Annotated in this window: 20 protein-coding genes and 1 tRNA gene; 12 read left to right on the top strand and 9 right to left on the bottom strand. The window is 38.4% G+C overall.

The genetic code is table 11. The features are described 5' to 3' along the window. Positions 1-76 precede the first annotated feature (76 nt). The 3 genes from NQ782_RS14355 to hchA all read left to right on the top strand — a co-directional run bounded on the left by NQ782_RS14355 (position 77) and on the right by hchA (position 3,093). Positions 77-970, top strand: coding sequence for an AraC family transcriptional regulator (locus NQ782_RS14355; protein ID WP_001186876.1), 894 nt, complete (start codon positions 77-79; stop codon positions 968-970). Positions 971-1,016: 46 nt separating this feature from the next. Next, complete coding sequence (locus NQ782_RS14360) at positions 1,017-2,015, top strand: NAD(P)H-quinone oxidoreductase (RefSeq protein ID WP_001053074.1); 999 nt, start codon at positions 1,017-1,019, stop codon at positions 2,013-2,015. Between the two features lie 202 nt (positions 2,016-2,217). After that, on the top strand, positions 2,218-3,093 hold the full coding sequence (gene hchA / locus NQ782_RS14365; RefSeq protein ID WP_024432716.1) for a glyoxalase III HchA: 876 nt from the start codon (positions 2,218-2,220) through the stop codon (positions 3,091-3,093). A 13-nt stretch (positions 3,094-3,106) separates the two neighbouring features. On the opposite strand, the gene NQ782_RS14370 is transcribed toward hchA, so the two are convergent. Continuing rightward, positions 3,107-3,179: transfer RNA gene (locus tag NQ782_RS14370), tRNA-Arg, on the bottom strand. 76 nt (positions 3,180-3,255) lie between these two features. Next, positions 3,256-4,611: an amino acid permease gene (locus NQ782_RS14375; protein ID WP_002016863.1), complete on the bottom strand. Its 1,356-nt coding sequence runs from the start codon at positions 4,609-4,611 to the stop codon at positions 3,256-3,258. Between the two features lie 379 nt (positions 4,612-4,990). Here NQ782_RS14375 and prpF point away from each other — a divergent pair, with 379 nt between their 5' ends. The 3 genes from prpF to NQ782_RS14390 all read left to right on the top strand — a co-directional run bounded on the left by prpF (position 4,991) and on the right by NQ782_RS14390 (position 7,677). Then, positions 4,991-6,178, top strand: coding sequence for a 2-methylaconitate cis-trans isomerase PrpF (gene prpF, locus NQ782_RS14380; RefSeq protein WP_000011482.1), 1,188 nt, complete (start codon positions 4,991-4,993; stop codon positions 6,176-6,178). A gap of 159 nt (positions 6,179-6,337) precedes the next feature. Further along, positions 6,338-7,249, top strand: a complete 912-nt coding sequence (locus NQ782_RS14385) for a polyprenyl synthetase family protein (protein ID WP_000097114.1) — start codon at positions 6,338-6,340, stop codon at positions 7,247-7,249. 59 nt (positions 7,250-7,308) lie between these two features. Continuing rightward, positions 7,309-7,677, top strand: coding sequence for an MmcQ/YjbR family DNA-binding protein (locus NQ782_RS14390; protein WP_005122808.1), 369 nt, complete (start codon positions 7,309-7,311; stop codon positions 7,675-7,677). 69 nt (positions 7,678-7,746) lie between these two features. On the opposite strand, the gene NQ782_RS14395 is transcribed toward NQ782_RS14390, so the two are convergent. From NQ782_RS14395 to NQ782_RS14410, 4 genes are all read right to left on the bottom strand, one after another. Beyond that, positions 7,747-8,601, bottom strand: coding sequence for an SPFH domain-containing protein (locus NQ782_RS14395; RefSeq protein ID WP_001143942.1), 855 nt, complete (start codon positions 8,599-8,601; stop codon positions 7,747-7,749). A gap of 28 nt (positions 8,602-8,629) precedes the next feature. Further along, positions 8,630-9,091, bottom strand: a complete 462-nt coding sequence (locus NQ782_RS14400) for an NfeD family protein (protein WP_000397559.1) — start codon at positions 9,089-9,091, stop codon at positions 8,630-8,632. 105 nt (positions 9,092-9,196) lie between these two features. Next, positions 9,197-10,114: a patatin-like phospholipase family protein gene (locus tag NQ782_RS14405; RefSeq protein WP_000684973.1), complete on the bottom strand. Its 918-nt coding sequence runs from the start codon at positions 10,112-10,114 to the stop codon at positions 9,197-9,199. A 67-nt stretch (positions 10,115-10,181) separates the two neighbouring features. Continuing rightward, positions 10,182-10,808 carry a lysophospholipid acyltransferase family protein gene (locus tag NQ782_RS14410; protein ID WP_057093554.1) on the bottom strand — a complete coding sequence of 209 codons (627 nt, stop codon included), beginning with the start codon at positions 10,806-10,808 and terminating at the stop codon, positions 10,182-10,184. 127 nt (positions 10,809-10,935) lie between these two features. Between NQ782_RS14410 and NQ782_RS14415 the strand changes: the two genes are divergently transcribed. The 5 genes from NQ782_RS14415 to NQ782_RS14435 all read left to right on the top strand — a co-directional run bounded on the left by NQ782_RS14415 (position 10,936) and on the right by NQ782_RS14435 (position 17,913). Continuing rightward, a complete protein-coding gene (locus tag NQ782_RS14415) occupies positions 10,936-12,183 on the top strand; it encodes an MFS transporter (protein WP_057093553.1) in 1,248 nt (415 codons plus the stop codon). 545 nt (positions 12,184-12,728) lie between these two features. Next, a complete protein-coding gene (locus NQ782_RS14420; RefSeq protein WP_000362909.1) occupies positions 12,729-14,033 on the top strand; it encodes a DcaP family trimeric outer membrane transporter in 1,305 nt (434 codons plus the stop codon). A gap of 181 nt (positions 14,034-14,214) precedes the next feature. Further along, positions 14,215-15,864, top strand: coding sequence for a phosphoethanolamine transferase (locus NQ782_RS14425; protein ID WP_108593843.1), 1,650 nt, complete (start codon positions 14,215-14,217; stop codon positions 15,862-15,864). Positions 15,865-15,878: 14 nt separating this feature from the next. Beyond that, positions 15,879-16,553, top strand: a complete 675-nt coding sequence (locus NQ782_RS14430; protein WP_000161505.1) for a response regulator transcription factor — start codon at positions 15,879-15,881, stop codon at positions 16,551-16,553. 25 nt (positions 16,554-16,578) lie between these two features. Further along, entirely contained in the window at positions 16,579-17,913 is a 1,335-nt protein-coding gene (locus NQ782_RS14435; protein ID WP_000559381.1) for a two-component system sensor histidine kinase PmrB, read from the top strand. Here the strand turns inward: NQ782_RS14435 and NQ782_RS14440 are convergent, their stop codons facing one another. The 3 genes from NQ782_RS14440 to NQ782_RS14450 form a co-directional block, all read right to left on the bottom strand. Beyond that, positions 17,914-18,612, bottom strand: a complete 699-nt coding sequence (locus tag NQ782_RS14440; RefSeq protein WP_000184466.1) for a phosphatase PAP2 family protein — start codon at positions 18,610-18,612, stop codon at positions 17,914-17,916. A gap of 152 nt (positions 18,613-18,764) precedes the next feature. After that, on the bottom strand, positions 18,765-19,952 hold the full coding sequence (locus tag NQ782_RS14445; RefSeq protein WP_002010839.1) for an ammonium transporter: 1,188 nt from the start codon (positions 19,950-19,952) through the stop codon (positions 18,765-18,767). Positions 19,953-20,254: 302 nt separating this feature from the next. Then, positions 20,255-21,139: a LysR family transcriptional regulator gene (locus NQ782_RS14450; protein ID WP_057092945.1), complete on the bottom strand. Its 885-nt coding sequence runs from the start codon at positions 21,137-21,139 to the stop codon at positions 20,255-20,257. A gap of 116 nt (positions 21,140-21,255) precedes the next feature. Between NQ782_RS14450 and NQ782_RS14455 the strand changes: the two genes are divergently transcribed. Beyond that, positions 21,256-22,161 (top strand): AEC family transporter, encoded by a 906-nt coding sequence (locus tag NQ782_RS14455; RefSeq protein WP_057092943.1) that lies wholly within the window; start codon positions 21,256-21,258, stop codon positions 22,159-22,161. The last annotated feature ends 220 nt before the right edge of the window (positions 22,162-22,381 follow it).

The following is a 22,381-nucleotide window of genomic DNA, read 5'->3' on the forward strand; positions in this document are numbered from 1 at the left end:
GTACTACCAAGAAATACTTTTTCCTTTTAGTTTGATTGATATAGTAAATCTTAAATAGCCCGTAAAAAATAAAGCAATGCAACAGAATGACTTGACGAAAAGTTTGGTAGAGGCTTTTTTGTATTTGGCTCCTCAAGAGGGGTTATATCCCACTCATATTTCAAATATCACCCTGATGAGGGTAGATCATTCCACACAGCCGGTTGCTGTATTGCAAGAGCCTTCCATTGTTTTAGTCATTCAGGGTGTAAAACGAGCTTATATCGGAAAAGATATTTTTAAGTTTCAACAAGGCCAGTGTTTATTTATCTCAATTGCTATTCCTTTTGATTGCGATACGTTGGTTGAGCGTGAACCAATGCTTGCAATTGCGATTAAATTTGAACCTCAAATGATGGCTGAGCTGGCGACTAAAATGGATAAAGAGCAGCGACCACTTATAGAAGATTTTGATAACAAAGAGATAAAACTGAGCTGTGGTTTAAATATTATTGAAATGAACTCGGTTATATCTGATGTTGCTTTACGCTTGTTGAACTTACTTCGTTCCAAGCAAGATACTGCAATCTTAGGAGAGCAGGTGAAACGCGAACTTATTTATCGGGTTTTACAAGCTGGCGGTGGTGATTTTATCCAGAACCTTTCGGCTATTATGAGCCGAAGTGGAGTGATTTATACGATTTGTGAAATTATTCAAAGAGATTATTATCGTAACTTAACGGTTCAGGAGTTGGCTAAACAAGCAGGAATGAGCGTTTCGCTTTTTCATCAAGCTTTTAAGAAAGTTACCAACTATTCTCCATTACAGTACATCAAAATTACTCGGTTACATAAGGCCCGTGATCTAATCCTAAATAACCAAATGGGCGTTGCAGAAGCTGCCTATGAAGTAGGATATGTGAGTGCCTCACAGTTTAGTCGAGAGTTTAAGCGGCTGTTTGGAGTTCCACCTAAATTATCAACAAACTAAAGTAAATCAACACGTCTTAAATATAAACCAAACATGGAGCATATCAATGAATCTTCCGACAACCATGAAAATTGTTGAAATTACGGTTCCTGGCGGACCTGAGGTTTTAAAACTTCAAGATTCAAATGTTCCGGTACCTCAAGCTGATGAAGTTTTAATTGAGGTTAAAGCCGCTGGAATTAACCGCCCTGACGTCTTACAGCGTATGGGGTTATATCCAATGCCTAAAGGGGTTACTCAAATCCCTGGACTTGAAGTCGCTGGAGTAGTGGTTGCTGTGGGTGAGCAAGTGCAACAGTTTAAAGTCGGGGACAAGGTTTGTGCTTTAACCAATGGTGGCGGGTATGCAGAATACTGTGCGGTAACTGCAACTCAAGTATTGCCAATACCTGAGAATTTATCATTTACTCAAGCTGCTGCGATTCCAGAAACATTCTTTACGGTTTGGGCAAATCTTTTTGATATTGGCCGTTTAAAGAAAGATGAAACTGCACTGATTCATGGCGGTGCAAGTGGGATCGGAACCACAGCTTTAGCGATTTGCCATGCTTTAGGTATTAAAACTTTTGCTACTGTTGGTAGTGAAGATAAAGTTGAAGCACTCTCTGACTTAACCACAGCAATTAATTATAAAACCCAAGATTTTGAGCAGGAAATTTTGAACCATACTCAAGAACAAGGTGTTGATGTTATTTTGGATATTGTGGGTGGCTCTTATTTTCAGAAAAACTTAAATCTATTAAAACGTGATGGCCGACTTGTCATTATTGGCTTTATGGGAGGTCGAATTGCAAAAGAATTTGACTTGCAGAAACTGATCTTAAAACGCGCGACGATTACAGGCTCAACGATGCGAGCGCGTAATAGCCAAGAAAAAGCACAGATTGCTCAATCTTTACATGAACATGTATGGCCATTATTGGAGCAAGGCAAGTGTTTACCACAAATCTATAAAACCTATGCTTTTTCAGATGTACAAAGTGCTCATGCATGTATGGAGCAGGGCGACCATATTGGAAAGATCGTTTTAGAGATGAATGCTTAATCTTATCTGTGACAGTTTAGGTGAATGACATGTTTGCCTAAACTGAAATTTTATAATTATTAATTGTGCCTATTTCTATATAAAAATTGCCAAATTCTATTGGCAGATTGCACCTGTTTCTTGATCTGAATATACATTTACTAAGAAATAATAACTGTCTTAAAGCTGTTATTTCGCTCTTCAATTCTAAAGGATGGTAACCATGAATACCCCAGCATCAAATGATAAAAATCCAACTCCAGATTTGGCAGAAGATAATGCGTTCTTCCCATCACCATATTCACTGAGTCAGTATACTTCTCCTAAAACAGATTACGATGGCACAACCTATCCAACGCCGTATGCGGGCAATAAAAAGGTTTTAATGATTGCAACTGATGAACGCTATATCCAGATGCAAAACGGTAAGTTCTTTTCTACCGGAAACCATCCAGTAGAAATGCTTTTGCCAATGTTCCATTTAGATAATGCCGGATTTGAAATTGATGTTGCGACACTTTCAGGTAATCCAGCCAAACTTGAAATGTGGGCAATGCCAAAGCAAGAACAAGTGGTATTAGATACTTTCCAGAAATATGCAGATAAATTAAAAAATCCGTTAAAACTTGGTGATATTTTAGAAAATGTAGTCGGTGAAAACTCTCCATATGCGGCTGTATTTATTCCGGGTGGGCATGGGGTGTTAGCTAAGATTCCGCATAGCCTTGAAGTGAAGAAAGTTCTTAAATGGGCAGTTGAACAAGACAAATTTATTATTACGTTATGTCATGGTCCAGCTTCGTTACTGGCTGCCGCAGTAGATGAACAGCCTGAGAATTATATTTTTAAAGATTATCAAATTTGTGTATTCCCTGATTCGTTAGATAAGGGAGCGAATATTGATATTGGTTACATGCCTGGAGCTTTACCGTGGTTAGTGGGTGAAAACCTTGAAAAGCTCGGCGTGAAGATTTTGAATACTGGCATTACTGGTCAATGTCATCGAGACCGTAAATTGTTAACGGGCGATAGTCCGCTTGCTTCTAATAATTTAGGCAAACTTGCAGCTGAAACATTGCTGGCTGAAGTGAAGGATTAATTAACTAAAAGTGTGCGCCCTGCGGGACTCGAACCCACGTCGGTCGCTTAGGAGGCAACTGCTCTATCCAGTTAAGCTAAGGGCGCATAATTTTCTGATTATAAACAAAAAAGCCATTGCCGAGGCAATGACTTTTTATGGTTTTAAGTACAAGCTGTTAGATTACTGTTCTTTGGCATTGAGTACTTTAAACAAAATAAACATGAGAACGATCCAAATAGGAATCATCATCACTGATTCTTTAAAGCCCTGACTCCACATAATGTAGAGTACTACAGCAATAAAACCTAAAACCAAATAGTTACTAAACGGTGCCCAAAGTGCAGGAAAGTGAGTTTTTTGACCGAGTTTTTTCATTGCTGATTTAAACTTAAGGTGAGTCATACTGATCATCGCCCAGTTCAATACCAGTGCTCCAACAACAATATACATTAAGTGGCTTAAAGCATCTTCTGGTACAAAGTAATTTAAAAGAACACAGCCAAAAATGAGTAATGCCGATAGCAAAACTGCTGGTACAGGTACACCTTGTTTATTTACTTTCTTGAAAATTTTTGGTGCATTGCCTTGTTGAGCTAAACCGTAAAGCATACGGCTATTTGCAAACATCCCACTGTTATAAACAGAGAGAGCAGCGGTTAAAATAATAAAGTTCAGTAAGTGTGCAGCCCAACCAATACCCATTTGACTAAAAATCATAACAAATGGACTTTTATCGAGTCCGCCTAGATCTAATTGGTTCCACGGCACTAATGAAAGTAAGATCGCTAGTGAACCGATATAGAAAATCAAGATACGGAAAACAACTTGGTTAATTGCTTTTGGAATGGTTTTTTTCGGATCTTTTGCTTCTGCCGCGGCCATACCAATCAGTTCAATACCACCAAAGGCGAACATCAAGAAAGCCAACATATAGAAGAGGCCACTAAAGCCATTTGGAAAAAATCCACCATGAGACCAAAGGTTACTAAACGAAATGCTTGAACCTACATCTGCTGTAAATAGCAAATAAAGGCCAAAAACAATCATAGAGATAACCGCAGCAACTTTAATAATAGCGAGCCAGAATTCGGACTCACCATAAAATTTGACGTTTGTTAGGTTAATTGCCGTAATCACGACAAAGAAAAATAAGACAGAAGTCCATGCTGGAATATGAGGCCACCAGTAATTAATATATTTGGCTACCGCGGTGAGTTCACTCATCGCAACCAGAACATAGAGCATCCAATAATTCCATCCAGCTAAAAATCCGGGAAATTTCCCCCAGTATTTATACGCAAAATGGCTGAAGGATCCTGCAACAGGTTCTTCAACAATCATTTCTCCCAGGTGGCGCATAATTAAAAAAGCAATTAAGCCACCAATGGCATATCCTAAAATAATGGATGGTCCCGCAGATTGAATCACTTGCGCCGAGCCTAAAAATAATCCGGTACCAATTGCTCCACCCATAGCAATTAATTGGATATGTCGATTTTTTAGTCCTCGTTGAAGTGTAGAAGATTCGTTGGTCAAAGGTCTTCACTCACAATGAATAAGTAAATTATTCTAATAGATGGATTTATTTTAGCCTAGACTACAATTGAACAAGGGATGACTGTAAAGTAACTATAAAAAATATTTAAAATCATAAACTTGCTTTTAATCGTGTTAAATTGGTTGAAAAATCTTCCAAAAATATATTTTTTGATAGACTTTTTTTCTTATGATTTTGCTTTATTCGGTCATTGCAGGCATGAATTGAAATTTCCAAAATAAACCTGCGTCAATACGATTGATGTATAAAAGTACAGTGCTATCTCTTGATCATAAAACGATTTAAGATGAAGCGAATGACTAAACAAGTCTGCTTGTTTTGAGATATAAAAACACAATAGTAAGGATAACAGTTGATATGAGCTTCGTACCGCAAATTAAAATTCCAGCAACTTACATGCGTGGTGGAACCAGTAAAGGTGTATTCTTTAAACTTGATGATTTGCCGGAAAAAGCTCAAGTTGCAGGTCAAGCAAGAGATCAACTCTTGCTACGTGTCATTGGTAGCCCAGACCCTTATGGAAAACAAATTGATGGAATGGGTGGAGCGACTTCGAGTACCAGTAAAACCGTTATTCTCGCTAAAAGTACACAGCCAGATCATGATGTCGACTATTTGTTTGGGCAGGTTTCAATAGATCAGCCTTTTGTAGATTGGAGTGGTAACTGCGGTAATTTGACAGCTGCGGTTGGTTCATTTGCGATTTCAAATGGTTTGGTTGATGCCGATCGTATTCCTGAAAATGGCCTCTGTACTGTTCGAATTTGGCAAAAAAATATTCAAAAAACTATTATTGCGCATGTACCTATCACCAATGGCCAAGTTCAAGAAACCGGAGACTTTGAACTAGATGGGGTAACTTTCCCTGCCGCTGAAGTTCAAATTGAGTTTTTAGACCCTGCCGATGATGGTGAAGAGGGCGGTGATATGTTCCCGACAGGGAATGTTGTTGACCAATTAGATGTTCCAGAGATTGGTAGTTTTCAAGCCACATTTATTAATGCTGGTATTCCAACCATTTTCTTAAATGCAGAAGATTTAGGCTACGAAGGTACTGAATTACAAGATCATATTAATGGTGATGCAGCAGCATTAGCACGTTTTGAAAAAATTCGTGCCTATGGTGCAGTTCAGATGGGCTTAATTAAAGATATTTCAGAAGCAGCCGCACGTCAGCACACACCAAAAATTGCTTTTGTCTCTAAACCAAAAAATTACACAGCTTCAAGCGGTAAAAACGTTTCAGAGAACGATGTCGACTTACTCGTTCGAGCTTTGTCGATGGGCAAACTTCACCATGCCATGATGGGAACAGCAGCGGTAGCAATTGGTACAGCGGCTGCGATTCCAGGCACTTTAGTAAATTTAGCGGCTGGTGGTGGAGAACGTGAAGCAGTACGTTTTGGACATCCATCTGGAACATTACGTGTTGGTGCCCAAGCTGAACTTACAAATGGCCAATGGGTGGTGAAAAAAGCCATTATGAGTCGTAGTGCGCGTGTGTTAATGGAAGGTTGGGTACGCGTTCCGGGTGACAGTTTCTAAAAGTCATTTAAATGAAAAGCCTCTCTACCCTAGAGAGGCTTTTTTACTTCTGACATCCATAACTCATCACGCACTTTTTACAGTGAATCGTGTATGATGTAGCACATGAATGTTTCATCACATTCAATAAAATTTCTCTACTGATTTTACGAGGCGACTGTGTCATCACTCTCTCAAGTTAATGCGGATGTTTTAAAACAAGCTCAACAACGTATTCAACAAGATTTATTGACGACACTGGCTGCATTCTCAATTCCCGAACCTTTAAAAAGCGCTGTACACCATGCAGTTATGCTCGGTGGAAAACGTGTGCGTCCGGCTTTGTGTTACGCTACAGCTTCTTTACAAGATAATCCAAATTTTGCGGCTGCTCGCCGTGCTGCGGTTGCTGTTGAACTCATCCATTGTTATTCCTTAGCACATGATGACCTGCCTTGTATGGACAATGATTTGCTTCGCCGTGGTCAGCCAACGTGTCATGTTGCATTTGGTGAAGATACCGCGTTACTTGCGGGTGACATTTTACAATCAATGGCTTTTGAAGTTTTAGGGAGCCGTTTGTTTGATGAGCAAGGGCAGGGAACGGATGCTGCAATTGTCTTAAAGCAAATTCAAATTTTAGCTACCGCTAGTTCTAAAATGGTTTGTGGACAGGTTTTAGACTTACAAGCCGAAGCTAAGCAAATTTCTCAAGACGAACTAGAGAATATTCACCGTAATAAAACGGGTGCGCTTATTCAGGCTGCCATTATGATGGGGGCAGTGACAATTTTCTCGGGTACAGATCAGGCAATTCCAAAACTACGTCAATATGGTCAAGCAATTGGACTGGCTTTTCAGGTCCAAGATGATATTTTGGATATTACGTCGAGCACTGAAACTTTGGGCAAAACCGCTGGTAAAGATGAACAAGTACAAAAATCGACTTATCCTGCTCTAATGGGACTAGAGCAAGCACAAGTATATGCCAAAGAATTGCATGATCAAGCTTTCGAAGCTTTAGCGCATTTCGGTGAAAACGCAAAAGAATTAGTTGAGATTTCACAATTCCTGTTAGCTCGTACTAATTAATAAAAACATAAATCAATCTTCCTACTTCTATTCAGACTTAATGAATACAGGAGAAAAGAATGAATGGTGAACAGCTTCATCAACTTGCAATAGAGGCGGCGCGTAATCTCCCTTTTAGTGAGCAAACTCATCCATTTGGTCCAGAGTATGAAGTTTTTAAAATTTTAGAAAAAATGTTTATGCTGACAGTGGAAGTGTCTGGCGTAAAAATGATTAATGTCAAATGTGACCCTTACAAAAGTCAGGAATATCAGGAGCTTTATTCATTTATTATTCCCGGCTATCACATGAATAAAAAACACTGGATTTCGATTAAACCGCATAAAAATTTAACAAGCGATTTTCTCCGGGATTTGATTCGCGACTCTTATGACTTGGTCGTAAAAAAGCTTCCTTTGAAAGATCAGCAAAGATTAAATAACCAATAATACTTAATATAAAAACGGCGACATGATTGTCGCCGTTTTGATTTCAATGGCTTATTTGAAGCAATTAAATTAATTATGCTTTCCCATAATGCCACGAATTGTATTTAAAACATCTGCAGGTAACACAACAGTTTTAGCATTGCTTGATTTCGCCATCTCTTGCATTGCTTTGACGTACTGTTCACCTAACAGGTAAGCAACAGGAATTTCTTTATCACCTACGGCACTTGTTACCATTTCAATCGCTTTTTGAGAAGCTTCTGCTAAAACAACCTGCGCTTCGGCATCACGGCGAGATGCTTCTAAACGACCATCAGCTTCTAAAATTGCAGCTTGTTTCTCACCATCAGCTTTGGTAACTGTAGCACGACGTTGACGTTCAGCAGCGGCTTGAGCTTCCATGGCAGCTTGCATGGTTGAAGATGGCTGAATATCTTGAATTTCTACTGTTTTTAAAGTGATACCCCAATCTGAAATATCATCAGAAATCGCAGCTTTTAGTTTAGCTTTAATGTGATCTCGTGAAGATAGGGCATCATCTAGATCCATTTCACCAACAATTGAACGTAGTGAAGTCTGTACAAGATTTTGAATGGCCCATGTATAGTTTTCAATACCGTACACCGCTTTTTCAGGTGTAGTCAGATTGATATACGCCACGGCATTCATGAGTAATACAGCATTGTCACGGGTAATGACTTCTTGTGATGGAATATCAAGCACAATATCTTTAGTGGTGACTTTATAGGCCACGTCATCAATATAAGGAATAACGAAGTTAAGCCCCGGATTAAGCGTAGAATGATATTTTCCTAAACGTTGAACAATCCATTTATAACCTTGAGGAACAATACGTACCCCTTTAAAAATGGTAACAGCAACAAAAGCCAAAAAGGCTAAAACAATAATAGTACCAACTGGCATGAAAATAACCTCTCTTTATCTTTAATGTTTATGAAGTGCTGTGGGGCTGAACAATTAAGTCATTACCCGAAATATCAATGACTCGAACCCGATCACCGACCTTAACAGGGGTGGTGCTTCGGCAGTTCCATTCATCGGCCCCTAAAATAGGCATAGGGAAACGAACAATAATTTGGTCATGAGCAAGTTCGGTCTGAATCACCATACCAATTTGCCCAATAGTCGCTTCTCGCGGTAAACCTGCTTTAGTTTTATCAATAGATAAGGGCTTAATAAATTTGAACCAGAGAAGGGTACATAGCACCGATAACACAATCCACAGCACTATTTGAGTAGTAAGGCTGATATCTGGAAATAACCAATAGAGAAAGCAAACCATTATGGCTGCAATACCAAACCAGAGAGCGGCAAAGGCAGGGAGAATCAGCTCAGAAAGAATAAGTAAGATACCCAATACAAACCAGTGCCAAGGTTCTACAACAAACTCCATAGATCTGCTCTTTTATATGTCTTTATGATGGGTAAAAGTGATTTCATATCACTTTTACCACTGTAGCAGATGATGGAGAGTGTGGATAGAAAAAAACCACCTCAATTAAAATTTAGGACGTGGCGCAGGCTTAAATGCAGCTGGAGATTTTTTGAAGTTTGCAATTGCAGTTTCAATTTGGCGAATTTGACCTTGAGCAGCTTTTTCGCCTTCTAAAATAGCTTCATTACTTGATTTTAAATCGAGTGTACCTAAGTGCCCAACTTTAGGCTGAATCACCACGTTAGCTTGCTTTAACTCTTCATTAATACTTTGTTGACCCATAATATTAATGGTTTGATCAAGCAATCCCCACATATTCGCAGGTCGGTTTCCTGCCGGACGTGCAGAAATATCAACGGCAATCACAATATCAGCACCCATATCACGTGCTGTTTTGACCGGAATTGGGCTAACCAGTCCGCCATCTACATATTTCTGCTTACCAATGGTTGCTGGTACAAACACATTTGGAATACTGCATGATGCACGAACAGCTTGTCCTGCATTACCTTTAATAAAGTCTGCTTTTTGGCCATTATCAAGACGAGTTGCTACCGCTGCAAAACGGATTGGGAATTTCTCAATCGGTTTATTGCCTACGTTACGGTTAACATAGTCCTGTAGCTTTTGCCCAAGAATAATACCTTGGCGATTCAGTGTTAAATCGCGAATATCAGACTCTTGCAATTTGAGCGCAAGATTTTGGAGTTGATAAGGCGTTTGTCCACTGGCATAGATACTGCCTACGAAGCTACCGGCACTTGTACCCGTAACAATTTTCGGTTTAATACCATGTGATTCTAAAACCTTGATAACACCAATATGTGAAAATCCTTTTGCTCCACCGCCACCCAATGCAAGTGCAATCACTGGTTCGCGTGCTTTAACTGAAGTGGTCGGTGTTGGTGTTTTGCTGAATTTATCACAGCCGAATAGGGCTAAAGAGATAAATCCGATACTGGCAAATTGAGCAATTTTCATCTTTGAAAAACAATCTATGGCAAGATAAATTAAGATGGCCCATCAGACCAGATTCGTTCAATTTTTGCTAGGTTTTTTTCACAAGATTTTGTAAAGGCTCTGCAAGCCAATTACGATTTTTCGGTGATATTTTTCCTTCATAACGTTCAAAAATCTTGGCGAGATCTTCATCATAATTTCCGCTTGGAGCTAAATAGCCTAAGCAGTGAATAGTCTTACGGTCATAATCAAAAGAAAATATCACAATAGGAATATTGGCTTTTGCAGCAATATGGTAAAAACCACTCTTCATTTTTTTTGCTTTCTTACGTGTGCCTTCTGGCGCCATTCCAATCCAGATCTTGTCATACTGTTGAATAGTCGCAACGACTTGTTCAGTCAGACCATTGGCCGAGTCACGTTTTACAGGAATAACGCCCGCCCAATCTAAAATCCGTTTAAAAGGTGGCTTAAATAAACTGTCTTTACCTAGCACCGTAATTTGGATACCGAGTCCAAAAATGGCAAGAAAACCATACCAACCATCAATATTGGATGTATGTGGAGAAATAATGGCTACAGCTTTAGGAAAGTTGGGAACTTCACCTTCTATGGTCCAGCCTTGTGCCAAAAAGAGTTTTTTAAATAATGCTCGACTTAAAGCATTACCACGTTGGGGAACCTGAGACGGTAGATTAGGGAAATGTTGTTCCATATTTTTAAGTTTTAAATCATCCTTTGTTTTATCTTAATCTTTTGAAATCTGCGCTTCATTGGCAAAATGTAAGACCACGCATGGTATTTCATGTTATTACCGCACAAATAAATAAAAGTAGGTATATATGTTCCGACCGCAAAATCTTTATCTTTTGCTCTTTTCCCTATATTGGGCACAAGGTTTACCTGTAGGTTTTATGACGCATGCATTACCTGTCATATTAAGAGCTCAAGGTGTGTCTCTTGCCCATATTGGTGGTTTTGGGCTGCTCATGTTGCCTTGGTCAATCAAAATATTTTGGGCGCTGTGGGTAGATCGACATGCCATCTCGCATTTAGGTCACTATCGTAGCTGGATTTTACCTGCTCAGTTTTTGACGGTGGGTGTACTTTGTATTTTATCTTTTTTCCCTATACAAGTTTTAGATCAGCCTCTTTATCTCTTTATTTTTTTTATTACGCTGTTATTTATGAACTTAACAGGCGCAACTCAAGATATCGCGACCGATGCTTTAGCGGTCAATTTATTGCAACACGATCAGCAACATTGGGGAAATACTTTTCAAGTTGTAGGTTCACGACTTGGTTTTATTGTAGGCGGGGGAGCCGTGTTATGGTGCCTAGACTGGTTATCATGGCAGCCGACTTTTCTATTATTAGCCGCTTTAGTCTTTATTAATACCTTACCTATTTTACTATTTAAAGAGCCATCTCATACTTCTCATTCACCTCATCAATATAGCCAACCAAGTCTAGTTACAAAGATTAAAGCTTACTTGGGGTACTTCTCTCAAAATAAGGAACTTCGTTCTTGGTTAATCGTCCTTATAACTTTTAAGGTTGCAGATGGTTTAGCTGGGCCATTACTTAAACCTTTAATGGTGGATATGGGCTTAAGTTTTACTCAGATTGGTATTTACATCACCATGCTTGGGGCTGTTGCTGCTTTATTGGGGGCACTTATTGCTGGGTGGATGTTAAAACATATTTCTAGGTCCACAGCATTAATGACTTTTTCGATATTAAAAATTATGAGTTTAGGGGGCTATGCGTATTTAGCTTATGCTTATGAACAAAAGGTAAAGATAAATGTATGGCTTATCTATGCTGTAAATGCCTTGGAAGATGCCTTTGCTGCCATGCTACTAGTTGTGATGTTAACTTTGGTTATGCATTACAGTCGAAAAAACTATGCGGGTACCGATTTTACTTTTCAGGTTTCAGTCATGGCGACAGTCAGTGGTGGTCTTTATAGCTTTAGTGGAGTCATTGCAGATGCGCTTGGTTATTTCCATTATTTGATAGCTATTGTCAGTATTGCGGTACTCTTTTTAATTCCTATTTACTTATGGAAAGTTGCCAAAACTGTATAAAAAATAACTTTAAGTAGATGAAATAAAGAGATTTAAATATAACTAAGCTGCACTAAAAAATCATACTTATATTTTTAGCCAATCTTTTAAAAATGTATATTTTTGGCTATTTAAATGGCTTATTAATTGTGCCATCTTGTTTGGAAAGCAAAAGGAAGCTGCAAGGAGAGAAGTGGATGCAAATAACAAGAAAAATCATGTGAATCAAATAAGACTGGCAAAAAAATATTCATTTAGATTGGATATTAGCCTAAAGTCTAAAAAAGAATAATGAAATAATGATTTAATCATTCTATAAGATAAGAGAGTTGTGTAGGATTCGTTACAACATGAAGTTAAGGTAAAGGTTCTGTAAACCAAAAAGTAAATGCTGATTCTTTTGGACCGGAATTTTTAATCTTACCCAGCGTTAAAATTGGTTTTGATTGCGGTAATAAAATTAATGCAATCAAATTTGGAGGATGGTTGATTCTTTAGTGCTTAATGGTCACACGAGTCAACTTGGCATGGACAGGCAGCATAAAATATATTTTTAGGAGTCTTTGATGGATCTATTCCTTAATCGTAAATCGTTTGTTGTTAAAAGTTTAGCTATTACAGTAACAGCTTTAATGATGAGTGGGGCAAATGCGGCAACTTCTGATAAAGAGGAAATTCGAAAGCTTCGTCAAGAAGTTGAAGCATTAAAAGCATTAGTTCAAGAACAACGTCAAGTACAGCAACAACAGCAACAAGTACAGCAGCAACAGCAAGTACAGTTAGCTGAAGTAAAAGCGCAACCTCAACCTGTGGCAGCACCTGCTTCTCCATTAGCAGGATTTAAGTCTAAAGCTGGCGCTGATGTGAACCTTTATGGTTTTGTTCGTGGCGATGCTAACTATATTATTGAAGGTGCAGATAACGACTTTGGTGATGTAAGTAAGTCAGACGGGAAAACACATGATAAATTACGCGCGACTGCTAAAACAACACGCCTCGGTTTAGATTTTAATACACCTGTTGGAGACGACAAAGTTGGTGGTAAAATCGAAGTCGATTTTGCTGGTTCAACCACAGATTCAAATGGCTCATTGCGTATTCGCCATGCTTACTTAACCTATAACAACTGGTTGTTTGGTCAAACGACTTCAAACTTCTTATCTAACCATGCACCAGAAATGATCGACTTCTCGACAAACATTGGTGGTGGTACTAAACGTGTACCTCAAGTACGCTATAACTACAAACTAGGCCCAACTACACAATTATTTGTTTCTGCTGAAAAAGGTGATAGTACTACTTCGGTAACAGGTGATAGTATTAAGTATAGCCTACCAGCATTAACTGCTAAAATCACTCAAGGCTATGCAGAAGGCAGAGGTTCTGCTTCAGCTCGTGTTCTTGTAGAAAATTATAAATCACAACTTGCTGATGATGATAAAACTGGTTGGGGCGTTGCAGTTGGTACTGACTTTAAAGTGTCTGATCCTTTAAAACTCTTTGCTGACGCATCATATGTTGTGGGTGATAATAGTTACTTGTATGGTAGTAACTCTCCATACGCAGTAGATGGGAATTCTATTGAGCAAAATGAATTTGTAGCAGTACAAGTGGGTGGAACTTATAAGATTTTACCTAACTTACGTTCTACTTTAGCGTATGGTGCTCAGTTCTCTGATGATGGCACTGATTATGCGAGATTAAATGCCTCTGCAAATGAAAAAGTTCAACAAGCATGGATCAACTTTATCTATACGCCAGTTAAACCAATTGATTTAGGCGTTGAGTATGTAAACGGTAAGCGTGATACCTTTGATGGTAAGTCTTACAAAGATAACCGTGTTGGTTTAATGGCTAAATATAGTTTCTAATAACGATTTTTAGCTAAAAATAGAAAAGGCGAGGTTAAACTTAACCTCGTCTTTTTTTATTTGTTAAATTTAAAAAATAATAATGAAATAAGGCCCCTGAATTAGATCATTTTTTATTTAAGTCATTTTTAAGTTTCAATTTCTACATTAAAGCATCATAAAAAGATTGTAGTCACTCACGATGCTGAATTTTTTTTCAACATTAAGAAATAAACAGATTTCCCTGTTTATGTTTAATCTCATTATAGCCATTTGGCTAGGTGCAATTTTAAATATTGGTTTTTATCATCAAGTTCATACTTTAACTCCATATTTTGGAGTAAAGGCTATTTTGTTTTTAGCTGCTACTCTCATAATTCTTGTTGCTACCTATTATGCGGTTTTACAAATCTTAAATTGGAAATGGACTGCTAAAATCTTTGCAATTTTATTGATATTTATTGGTGGCTTTAGCTCTTATTTTGTAAACACATTGGGTGTCATTATTTCACCCGACCAAATTCAAAATATGGTGCAGACCGATGTGTCAGAAGTTACCGACCTAATCTCTTTACGCTTTGTTTTATGGACAATTTTTTTTGTTATTTTGCCCATTTTTTTAATTTCTCAAGTTAAATTTAAACAAGAAAAAGTATCACGGTTGTTATTGAAGAAGGTATTTTCACTGGTAGCTTCATTGGCCGTGGTCGGTGTTTTACTTTTTACCTACTATGTCGATTTTGCTGCAATATTTCGTGAGCATCGTGATTTAAAAGGGATGATTTCACCGCAAAATAGTATTTCATCGCTTATGTCTTACTATCATAAGAAGGCTCCGAAGAAAAATCTGCCTCTTGTGATATATGGACAAGATGCTCATCAAGTTCAGCGCGTACAAAAGAACCTCCCTAAGTTAATGATACTTGTTGTAGGTGAAACGGCACGTGCCGAAAGTTTCTCTCTAAATGGGTATGCAAAAAATACGAATCCGGAGCTTTCTAAACAAGATATTTTCAACTTTTCGCAAGTGAGCTCATGCGGTACGGCAACAGCGGTTTCTGTACCATGTATGTTCTCGGGTATGCCACGTGTAGATTATGATGAGCAATTAGCTAGTCATCGCGAAGGTTTACTAGATATTGCAAAACGTGCGGGTTACCAAGTGACTTGGATTGATAATAACTCGGGTTGTAAAGGTGCATGTGATCGCGTTGAACAATACCAGATTCCAGAAAACTTAAAGAAAAAATGGTGTAAAGATGGCGAATGTTATGATGACATTCTCATTGACAGCTTAAAGCAGTATTTGGCTACTATTGCCAAAGATGATGATCGCCCACGTTTGATTGTTTTGCATCAGGTGGGTAGTCACGGGCCTGCATATTACAAGCGTGCACCTGAGGCATATCAACCCTTTAAACCGACTTGTGATACGAATGCGATACAGGGCTGTTCGCAAACCGAATTGCTAAATAGTTATGATAATACAATCGTATATACAGACCATGTATTAAGCCAAATGATTAATACTCTAAAAGAAATATCAAAATATCAGACAGGTTTATGGTATTTATCTGATCATGGCGAATCAACCGGAGAACATGGTTTATATTTACATGGTTCACCTTATGCAATCGCACCGAGCCAACAAACACATGTACCAATGATTATGTGGTTCTCTGAAAGTTGGAAACAACATAATCTTGCTCAAGTGAATTGTTTAAGCCAACAAACTAAACAAAAGTTAAGTCAGGATAATTTATTCCCAAGTTTGTTAAGTTTGCTGGATGTAAAAACTCAGGTCATCAACCCTCAACTGGACATGTTGCACTCTTGTGCCCATGTAAACTAAAGCGAGCCTAGAACATGACAAAAATCTTGATGATTGAAGATGATTTTATGATTGCAGAATCAACGATCACGTTGTTGCAATATCATCAATTTGAGGTGGAATGGGTCAATAACGGTTTAGATGGTTTGGCTCAATTGGCGAAGACTAAATTTGATCTTATTCTTTTAGATTTAGGATTGCCTATGATGGATGGTATGCAAGTTTTGAAGCAGATCCGTCAAAGAGCAGCAACACCAGTATTAATTATTTCTGCTCGAGATCAATTACAAAACCGTGTCGATGGTTTAAATTTGGGTGCAGATGATTATTTAATTAAACCTTATGAGTTTGATGAGTTGCTTGCCCGTATTCATGCCTTACTACGCCGTAGTGGAGTAGAAGCTCAACTTGCGAGTCAAGATCAACTATTAGAAAGTGGTGATCTGGTTTTAAATGTTGAACAGCATATTGCGACGTTTAAAGGCCAACGCATTGATTTATCAAATCGTGAATGGGCAATCTTAATTCCACTTATGACTCACCCAAATAAAATCTTTTCTAAAGCCAACTTAGAAGATAAGTTATATGATTTTGATAGTGATGTGACCAGTAATACTATTGAAGTATATGTTCACCATTTAAGAGCGAAGCTGGGTAAAGATTTTATTCGAACCATCCGAGGACTGGGCTACCGTTTGGGGCAATCATAATTTAAAATTTCGGGACTTCATAAAAGTGCATTATTCATTAAAAAAACGACTGATTTGGGGCACCTCAATTTTCAGTGTCATCTTAGGTTGTATTTTAATTTTTAGTGCTTATAAGGTTGCACTTCAAGAAGTCGATGAAATTCTAGATACTCAAATGAAGTATTTAGCGGAAAGAACAGCTGAGCACCCTTTAAAAACTGTAAGCAGTAAGTTTGATTTTCATAAAACTTACCACGAAGAAGATCTGTTTATCGATATCTGGGCTTATAAGGATCAGGCCCATTTGTCTCATCATTTACATTTGCTGGTTCCACCTGTTGAGCAAGCGGGATTTTATTCTCATAAAACCGCTCAAGGTATAGTCAGAACTTATGTTTTACCTTTGAAGGATTACCAGATTCAGGTCAGTCAGCAAGAGAGGGTTCGTGAAGCTTTCGCTTGGGAGCTTGCGGGCAGTATGTTTATTCCGTATTTAATTATTTTACCTTTTGCAATATTTGCCTTAGCAGCCATTATTCGTCGTGGTTTAAAACCAATAGATGATTTTAAAAATGAGTTAAAAGAACGCGATTCCGAAGAACTCACCCCAATTGAAGTACATGATTATCCTCAAGAGCTTTTACCTACTATTGACGAAATGAACCGTCTTTTTGAGCGCATTTCTAAAGCGCAAAATGAACAGAAGCAATTTATTGCCGATGCTGCTCATGAATTACGAACACCTGTGACTGCATTGAACTTACAAACCAAGATTTTGCTAAGCCAGTTCCCTGAGCATGAATCATTGCAAAACTTAAGCAAAGGTTTGGCACGTATTCAGCATTTGGTGACTCAGCTTTTAGCATTGGCAAAGCAAGATGTAACTTTAAGTATGGTCGAGCCTACTGGATATTTTCAACTCAATGATGTGGCATTAAATTGTGTGGAGCAGTTGGTTAACTTGGCTATGCAAAAAGAAATCGATTTAGGTTTTGTTAGAAATGAACCCATCGAAATGCATAGTATTGAACCTACTGTACATTCGATTATTTTTAATTTAATTGATAATGCAATTAAGTACACCCCGCATCAGGGTGTTATTAATATTTCAGTTTATACCGATCCAGATCACTACGCATGTATTCAAATTGAAGATAGCGGTGCAGGAATAGACCCTGAAAATTACGATAAAGTCCTTAAGCGTTTTTATCGCGTGCATCACCATCTTGAGGTGGGAAGTGGTCTAGGTTTATCTATTGTAGATCGTGCAACTCAAAGGCTTGGTGGGACTTTAACTCTCGATAAGAGCTTAGAGCTTGGCGGTCTTTCTGTATTAGTGAAATTACCTAAAGTCTTACATTTACATGAAACAAGAGCGTGATTACGTAAGCTCTTGTTTCACTTGTTTTTCGAACTCAAAACGATGAATACAAATCGCATAAAATAAAATATTTATTGCCCAAACGACCCAGCCTGTCCATAAGTTATGGCTTAGGAAATGTGCTCCTCGCATCATTTGCGCCCAACCCATCATGAAACCTAATAAAATACCGGAGAATAAATAAAAGTAAGCACGTTTAGGTTGTTCAAGACGATAAACAAAATAACCTGTCATTAAAATAAAACCTGCACTTGCATGACCGCCTGGAAAACAATGGCCATGTTTAGCGCTAAAGTCCCAAATATAGCTTCCTAAAGTATTAGGGTGAACCATATTCCAAGGGCAGGCGTGAGCAGATTGTGACTTTATTAGGCCAACTATACTGCTACCGAGCATACTGACAAAAAACATATAGCCATATTGCCAGCGATAAGGTTTTAATTTTTTTAATTTAAATGACGCAAGCCATAAACCAAAAAAGATAACATAAACGGCGGTGATGATTTGTTTTACAATTTCATGATTAAGCCTTTCAAGATACCAATTGTCCCGATTGAAAAAATGGCCTGTTGAATCAATCCAAGGTTGGATGAGGTACATATCAATTTTCCCACCGACTGGAAATACAAATAGAAGAATAAAAAAACTGAAAAAAAGAAAGAGAATATTAATTTGAAAAAAAAGTTTTTGATTAGTCATTCTGATGCAATATCAATCGACAATAGGTGTGACTAATTACATAAAATTAACCTTAAATTGCTCTTAAACTATACTGGTGAAAGAAGTTCAATTTTCCATAAAAAATAAAAAAGCGACGAGTAGTATCGTCGCCTTAAGCACTTTAGAAAGTATTAAAACATACCTTCTTCAGAGTTTGCTGAGATCTTATGAATAGATAAGTCTGCACCACGGAATTCATCTTCTTGAGATAGGCGAATGCCAATGGTCGCTTTAAGGATGCCATAAACAATGAAACCGCCAGCCAGTGCAATGGCAATTGCGAGTGCTGTACCGATGAGCTGAGAGAGGAATGATACGCCGCCTAAACCACCTAGCCATTTTTGACCAAAAATACCTACGGCAATACCACCAAATGCACCGCATACACCATGTAGCGGCCAGACACCAAGAACGTCATCAACTTTGAGTTTGTTTTGTGTATAGGTGAATAGATACACGAACATGGCACCCGCTGCACCACCAATCACAAGTGCACTGACTGGATGAACAATGTCAGAACCTGCGCAAATAGCGACTAAACCCGCAAGTGGACCGTTGTGTAAGAAACCAGGGTCATTTTTCCCAATCGCATTTGCTGTAATTGTACCGCCAACCATTGCCATAAGTGAGTTAATCGCAACGAGACCAGAGATTGCATCAACACGCTGAGCACTCATCACGTTAAAGCCAAACCAGCCTACAATCAAAATCCATGAACCAAGCGCCAAAAATGGAATAGAAGAAGGTGGGTGAGCACTTACACGACCATCTTTCTTATAACGGCCAGAACGTGCGCCCAACAAAATGACGGCAGCAAGTGCAATCCAACCGCCCATAGCATGTACTACGACTGAACCGGCAAAATCATGAAAAGCTGCGCCAAAAGTTGTTTCTAACCACTTTTGCAGACCGTAGTTGCCATTCCAGACCATTCCCTCGAAGAACGGATAAACCAGCGCAACCAATGCGAGTGTGGCAATCGCTTGTGAACGCATTTTTGCGCGTTCTGCAATACCGCCAGAAATGATGGCAGGAATGGCCGCAGCAAAAGTGAGTAAAAAGAAGCAACGCATAAGGTTATAGCCATGATCATTGGATAAAACCGTACCATCATGGAAGAAGTGCTGACCATAAGAGATGTAGTAACCAACAAAGAAATATGCGATTGCGGAGAGGGCAAAGTCAGTCAGAATTTTACTAAGCGCGTTCACCTGATTTTTGTGGCGAACTGTACCAAGTTCCAAGAATGCAAAACCTGCGTGCATGGCAAGAACCAAAACTGCACCAAGTAATAAGAAAAACAGATCTACATTTTGCATAGCATGCTCGAAAAAAGTGCTAAATTCCATTTTGGAACAAATCTGGGTCTGTAAATTGCACCAAAATAGATTTAAGAAATCTAAAAACCTAAGTTTGTCGAAACAAACTCAATTGCATAAAAGTGAATATGCAATAAGCGCACCAATTTGGATTGAAATGGAGGGTTTTGGCGATAAATGGTGCGTTGTTTTATTCAAGATAGGGCAATAAGGGCGCTTTTTATGTTAAAAGTCATCTAATATGTTGATAAATCGACCTGAAAGAGATCGTTATTAAATTTTTAAAAATTATCTATATTCAATTAATGATCGGACCAAACCTCTTGAGCAACTTCTATAAATGCTTTCACAGCAGGACTCATATGTTTTTTATTTTTCACTGCCAGTCCAATAGAACGTTTAAGGTTTGGTTTAAATGGTCGTTTAACTACATTTGGATAAAGTGAGAGTAGCTCTTTAGTAATGACCATATCAGACACAATGGACACCCCCAACTGGTTGTGAACCATACTCACGATACTTAGAATTTGTGAAACATAAAATTTGATATCTGGTTTGACATTAAAATTTTTTAAAATTAATTCGACCTGATGTCGACTACCCGCCATTGTCATAATGAAAGGACAATTTTCTAACTGTGCTGGATCAATATAGAGTTGTTGGGCGAGCGGGTAACAACTCGGAATTAGGGCCACAAAACGATCTTCAATTAAGGGGAATGTATCAAAACGCTCATCTGGCATAATCAAAAAACCAACTTCGATGCGTCGCTCTAATAACCACTGAGCAACTTCTTTATCTTCACCTTCATCGATATAAATTTCGATTTTTGGGTAGCGTTGCCGAAAGGTTTCTAAAATTTCAGGCAATAGATAAATAGAGGATGAAGCCCCAAAAGATCCAATACGTAATGTGCCCTCATTTAAACCGTGGATTGCAGCCACTTCTTTTTCTAAGGTATCGGAAATACTCAATAGCTCTTTTACATGAGTAAGAAGCTGTTGACCTGTCGTGGTGAGTTCAATATCACTTTGAGTTCTTGAAATCAGGTTAATACCCCATTGTTGTTCTAATGATTTAAGCGCATGAGAAACTGCTGACTGTGAAATTCCCAGCTTTTCTGCCGTAGCAGTGAAGCTTTTTAGTTCAGCAATGAGTGCAAAAATTTCAAGCTGGGTAAATGTCATGTTGTACTTATTATGAGTAAAAACTCATTTTATCATGAGTTTTCATTATCTTTAATATATGAGTAAGCCAAGGTAGTTCCCAAACTAGCAAGCCTCAACAACACTCGAGTAAAGAAATGAATAGCATTGTTTTATCTCTTTTTCCTTTAGTTGCACTAATTGCATCGGGATACTTATTTAAAAAATATCATTTTTTTAGCGATGAGTTTTGGGCTGGGGCAGAGAAGTTGAATTACTATATTCTATTTCCTGCTTTGCTTTTCAGTACGCTCTCGACTGCGAAAATTGACTTACAAAGCTTGAGTGCAGCCATTATTGTGATGTTGATTGTGGTTTTGGCAGTCACCGCCTTTTTATACATCCTCCGAATGTTTTGGCACATACCACCCGCACGTTTTGGTGTGCATGTACAAAGTATGGTTCGCTTTAATACCTATATTGGTTTGGCTTTAGTCACTTCGCTTTTTAAAAGTGAAGGAATGGCAATTCTGGCAATTTTATTGGCGCTTTGCATTCCGCTTGTGAATGTTATTTCGGTGCTTGCTCTAACCTCTAAAGAACACATGGCAATTAAACCTGTTTTGATTGCACTCATTAAAAACCCGTTGATTGCATCATGTGTGGTCGGAGCCGCAGTCAATGCGCTTCATATTCCTATTTGGGAAGGCTTTACTCAGTTTATTAAGCTTTTTTCAGTGTCGAGTTTGCCGTTAGGTTTGTTATGTGTTGGCGCAGCTTTACAGTTTATGCAAATTAAAAAAGACATTGTGGTATTGGCGGCAGACACATTTGCACGACTTTTAGCAGTACCTGCTTTGGCTTACGCGGTCTGTACGTGGTTTGGTTTACCAAGCTTGCAAACTCAAATTTTAGTCATTTTCTTTGCGCTACCGACTGCTTCAGCTTCCTACATTTTAACTAAGGTTTTGGGGGGCGATAGTCAACTTATGGCAGCGGTGATTAGCTTTCAAACTTTATGCGCCGCCGTGACTTTGCCATTAGTGATTTGGTGGATTTCTTAAGATATAAATCTTTAGTTTGACTCGTATTTAAAGAATGCTTGGCTACCTTCCTCATCTGATTATTGCTACACTTTTTTCTTTTTCAGGTGAATGTGAACCGTACCGGGTTTGTCGGAGAGTCAATATTCTGAGAGACTATCCCGATGACAAAATTAAAATATACCCCTGAAATCAGAGAAAGAGCGGTTCAATTATTGATTGAATCTGAAAAAGATTATCC

Source organism: Acinetobacter sp. BD54, assembly GCF_044778325.1.
GTDB lineage: Bacteria > Pseudomonadota > Gammaproteobacteria > Pseudomonadales > Moraxellaceae > Acinetobacter > Acinetobacter baumannii.

Coding starts and splice junctions, on each gene's coding strand:
- NQ782_RS14355 (WP_001186876.1), top strand. CDS start 77: ATGCAACAGAATGACTTGACGAAAAGTTTGGTAGAGGCTTTTTTGTAT.
- NQ782_RS14390 (WP_005122808.1), top strand. CDS start 7,309: ATGAATGGTGAACAGCTTCATCAACTTGCAATAGAGGCGGCGCGTAAT.
- NQ782_RS14405 (WP_000684973.1), bottom strand. CDS start 10,114: ATGAAAATTGCTCAATTTGCCAGTATCGGATTTATCTCTTTAGCCCTA.
- prpF (WP_000011482.1), top strand. CDS start 4,991: ATGAGCTTCGTACCGCAAATTAAAATTCCAGCAACTTACATGCGTGGT.
- NQ782_RS14440 (WP_000184466.1), bottom strand. CDS start 18,612: ATGACTAATCAAAAACTTTTTTTTCAAATTAATATTCTCTTTCTTTTT.
- NQ782_RS14415 (WP_057093553.1), top strand. CDS start 10,936: ATGTTCCGACCGCAAAATCTTTATCTTTTGCTCTTTTCCCTATATTGG.
- NQ782_RS14455 (WP_057092943.1), top strand. CDS start 21,256: ATGAATAGCATTGTTTTATCTCTTTTTCCTTTAGTTGCACTAATTGCA.
- NQ782_RS14395 (WP_001143942.1), bottom strand. CDS start 8,601: ATGCCAGTTGGTACTATTATTGTTTTAGCCTTTTTGGCTTTTGTTGCT.
- NQ782_RS14450 (WP_057092945.1), bottom strand. CDS start 21,139: ATGACATTTACCCAGCTTGAAATTTTTGCACTCATTGCTGAACTAAAA.
- NQ782_RS14425 (WP_108593843.1), top strand. CDS start 14,215: ATGCTGAATTTTTTTTCAACATTAAGAAATAAACAGATTTCCCTGTTT.
- hchA (WP_024432716.1), top strand. CDS start 2,218: ATGAATACCCCAGCATCAAATGATAAAAATCCAACTCCAGATTTGGCA.
- NQ782_RS14400 (WP_000397559.1), bottom strand. CDS start 9,091: ATGGAGTTTGTTGTAGAACCTTGGCACTGGTTTGTATTGGGTATCTTA.
- NQ782_RS14420 (WP_000362909.1), top strand. CDS start 12,729: ATGGATCTATTCCTTAATCGTAAATCGTTTGTTGTTAAAAGTTTAGCT.
- NQ782_RS14430 (WP_000161505.1), top strand. CDS start 15,879: ATGACAAAAATCTTGATGATTGAAGATGATTTTATGATTGCAGAATCA.
- NQ782_RS14410 (WP_057093554.1), bottom strand. CDS start 10,808: ATGGAACAACATTTCCCTAATCTACCGTCTCAGGTTCCCCAACGTGGT.
- NQ782_RS14360 (WP_001053074.1), top strand. CDS start 1,017: ATGAATCTTCCGACAACCATGAAAATTGTTGAAATTACGGTTCCTGGC.
- NQ782_RS14445 (WP_002010839.1), bottom strand. CDS start 19,952: ATGCAAAATGTAGATCTGTTTTTCTTATTACTTGGTGCAGTTTTGGTT.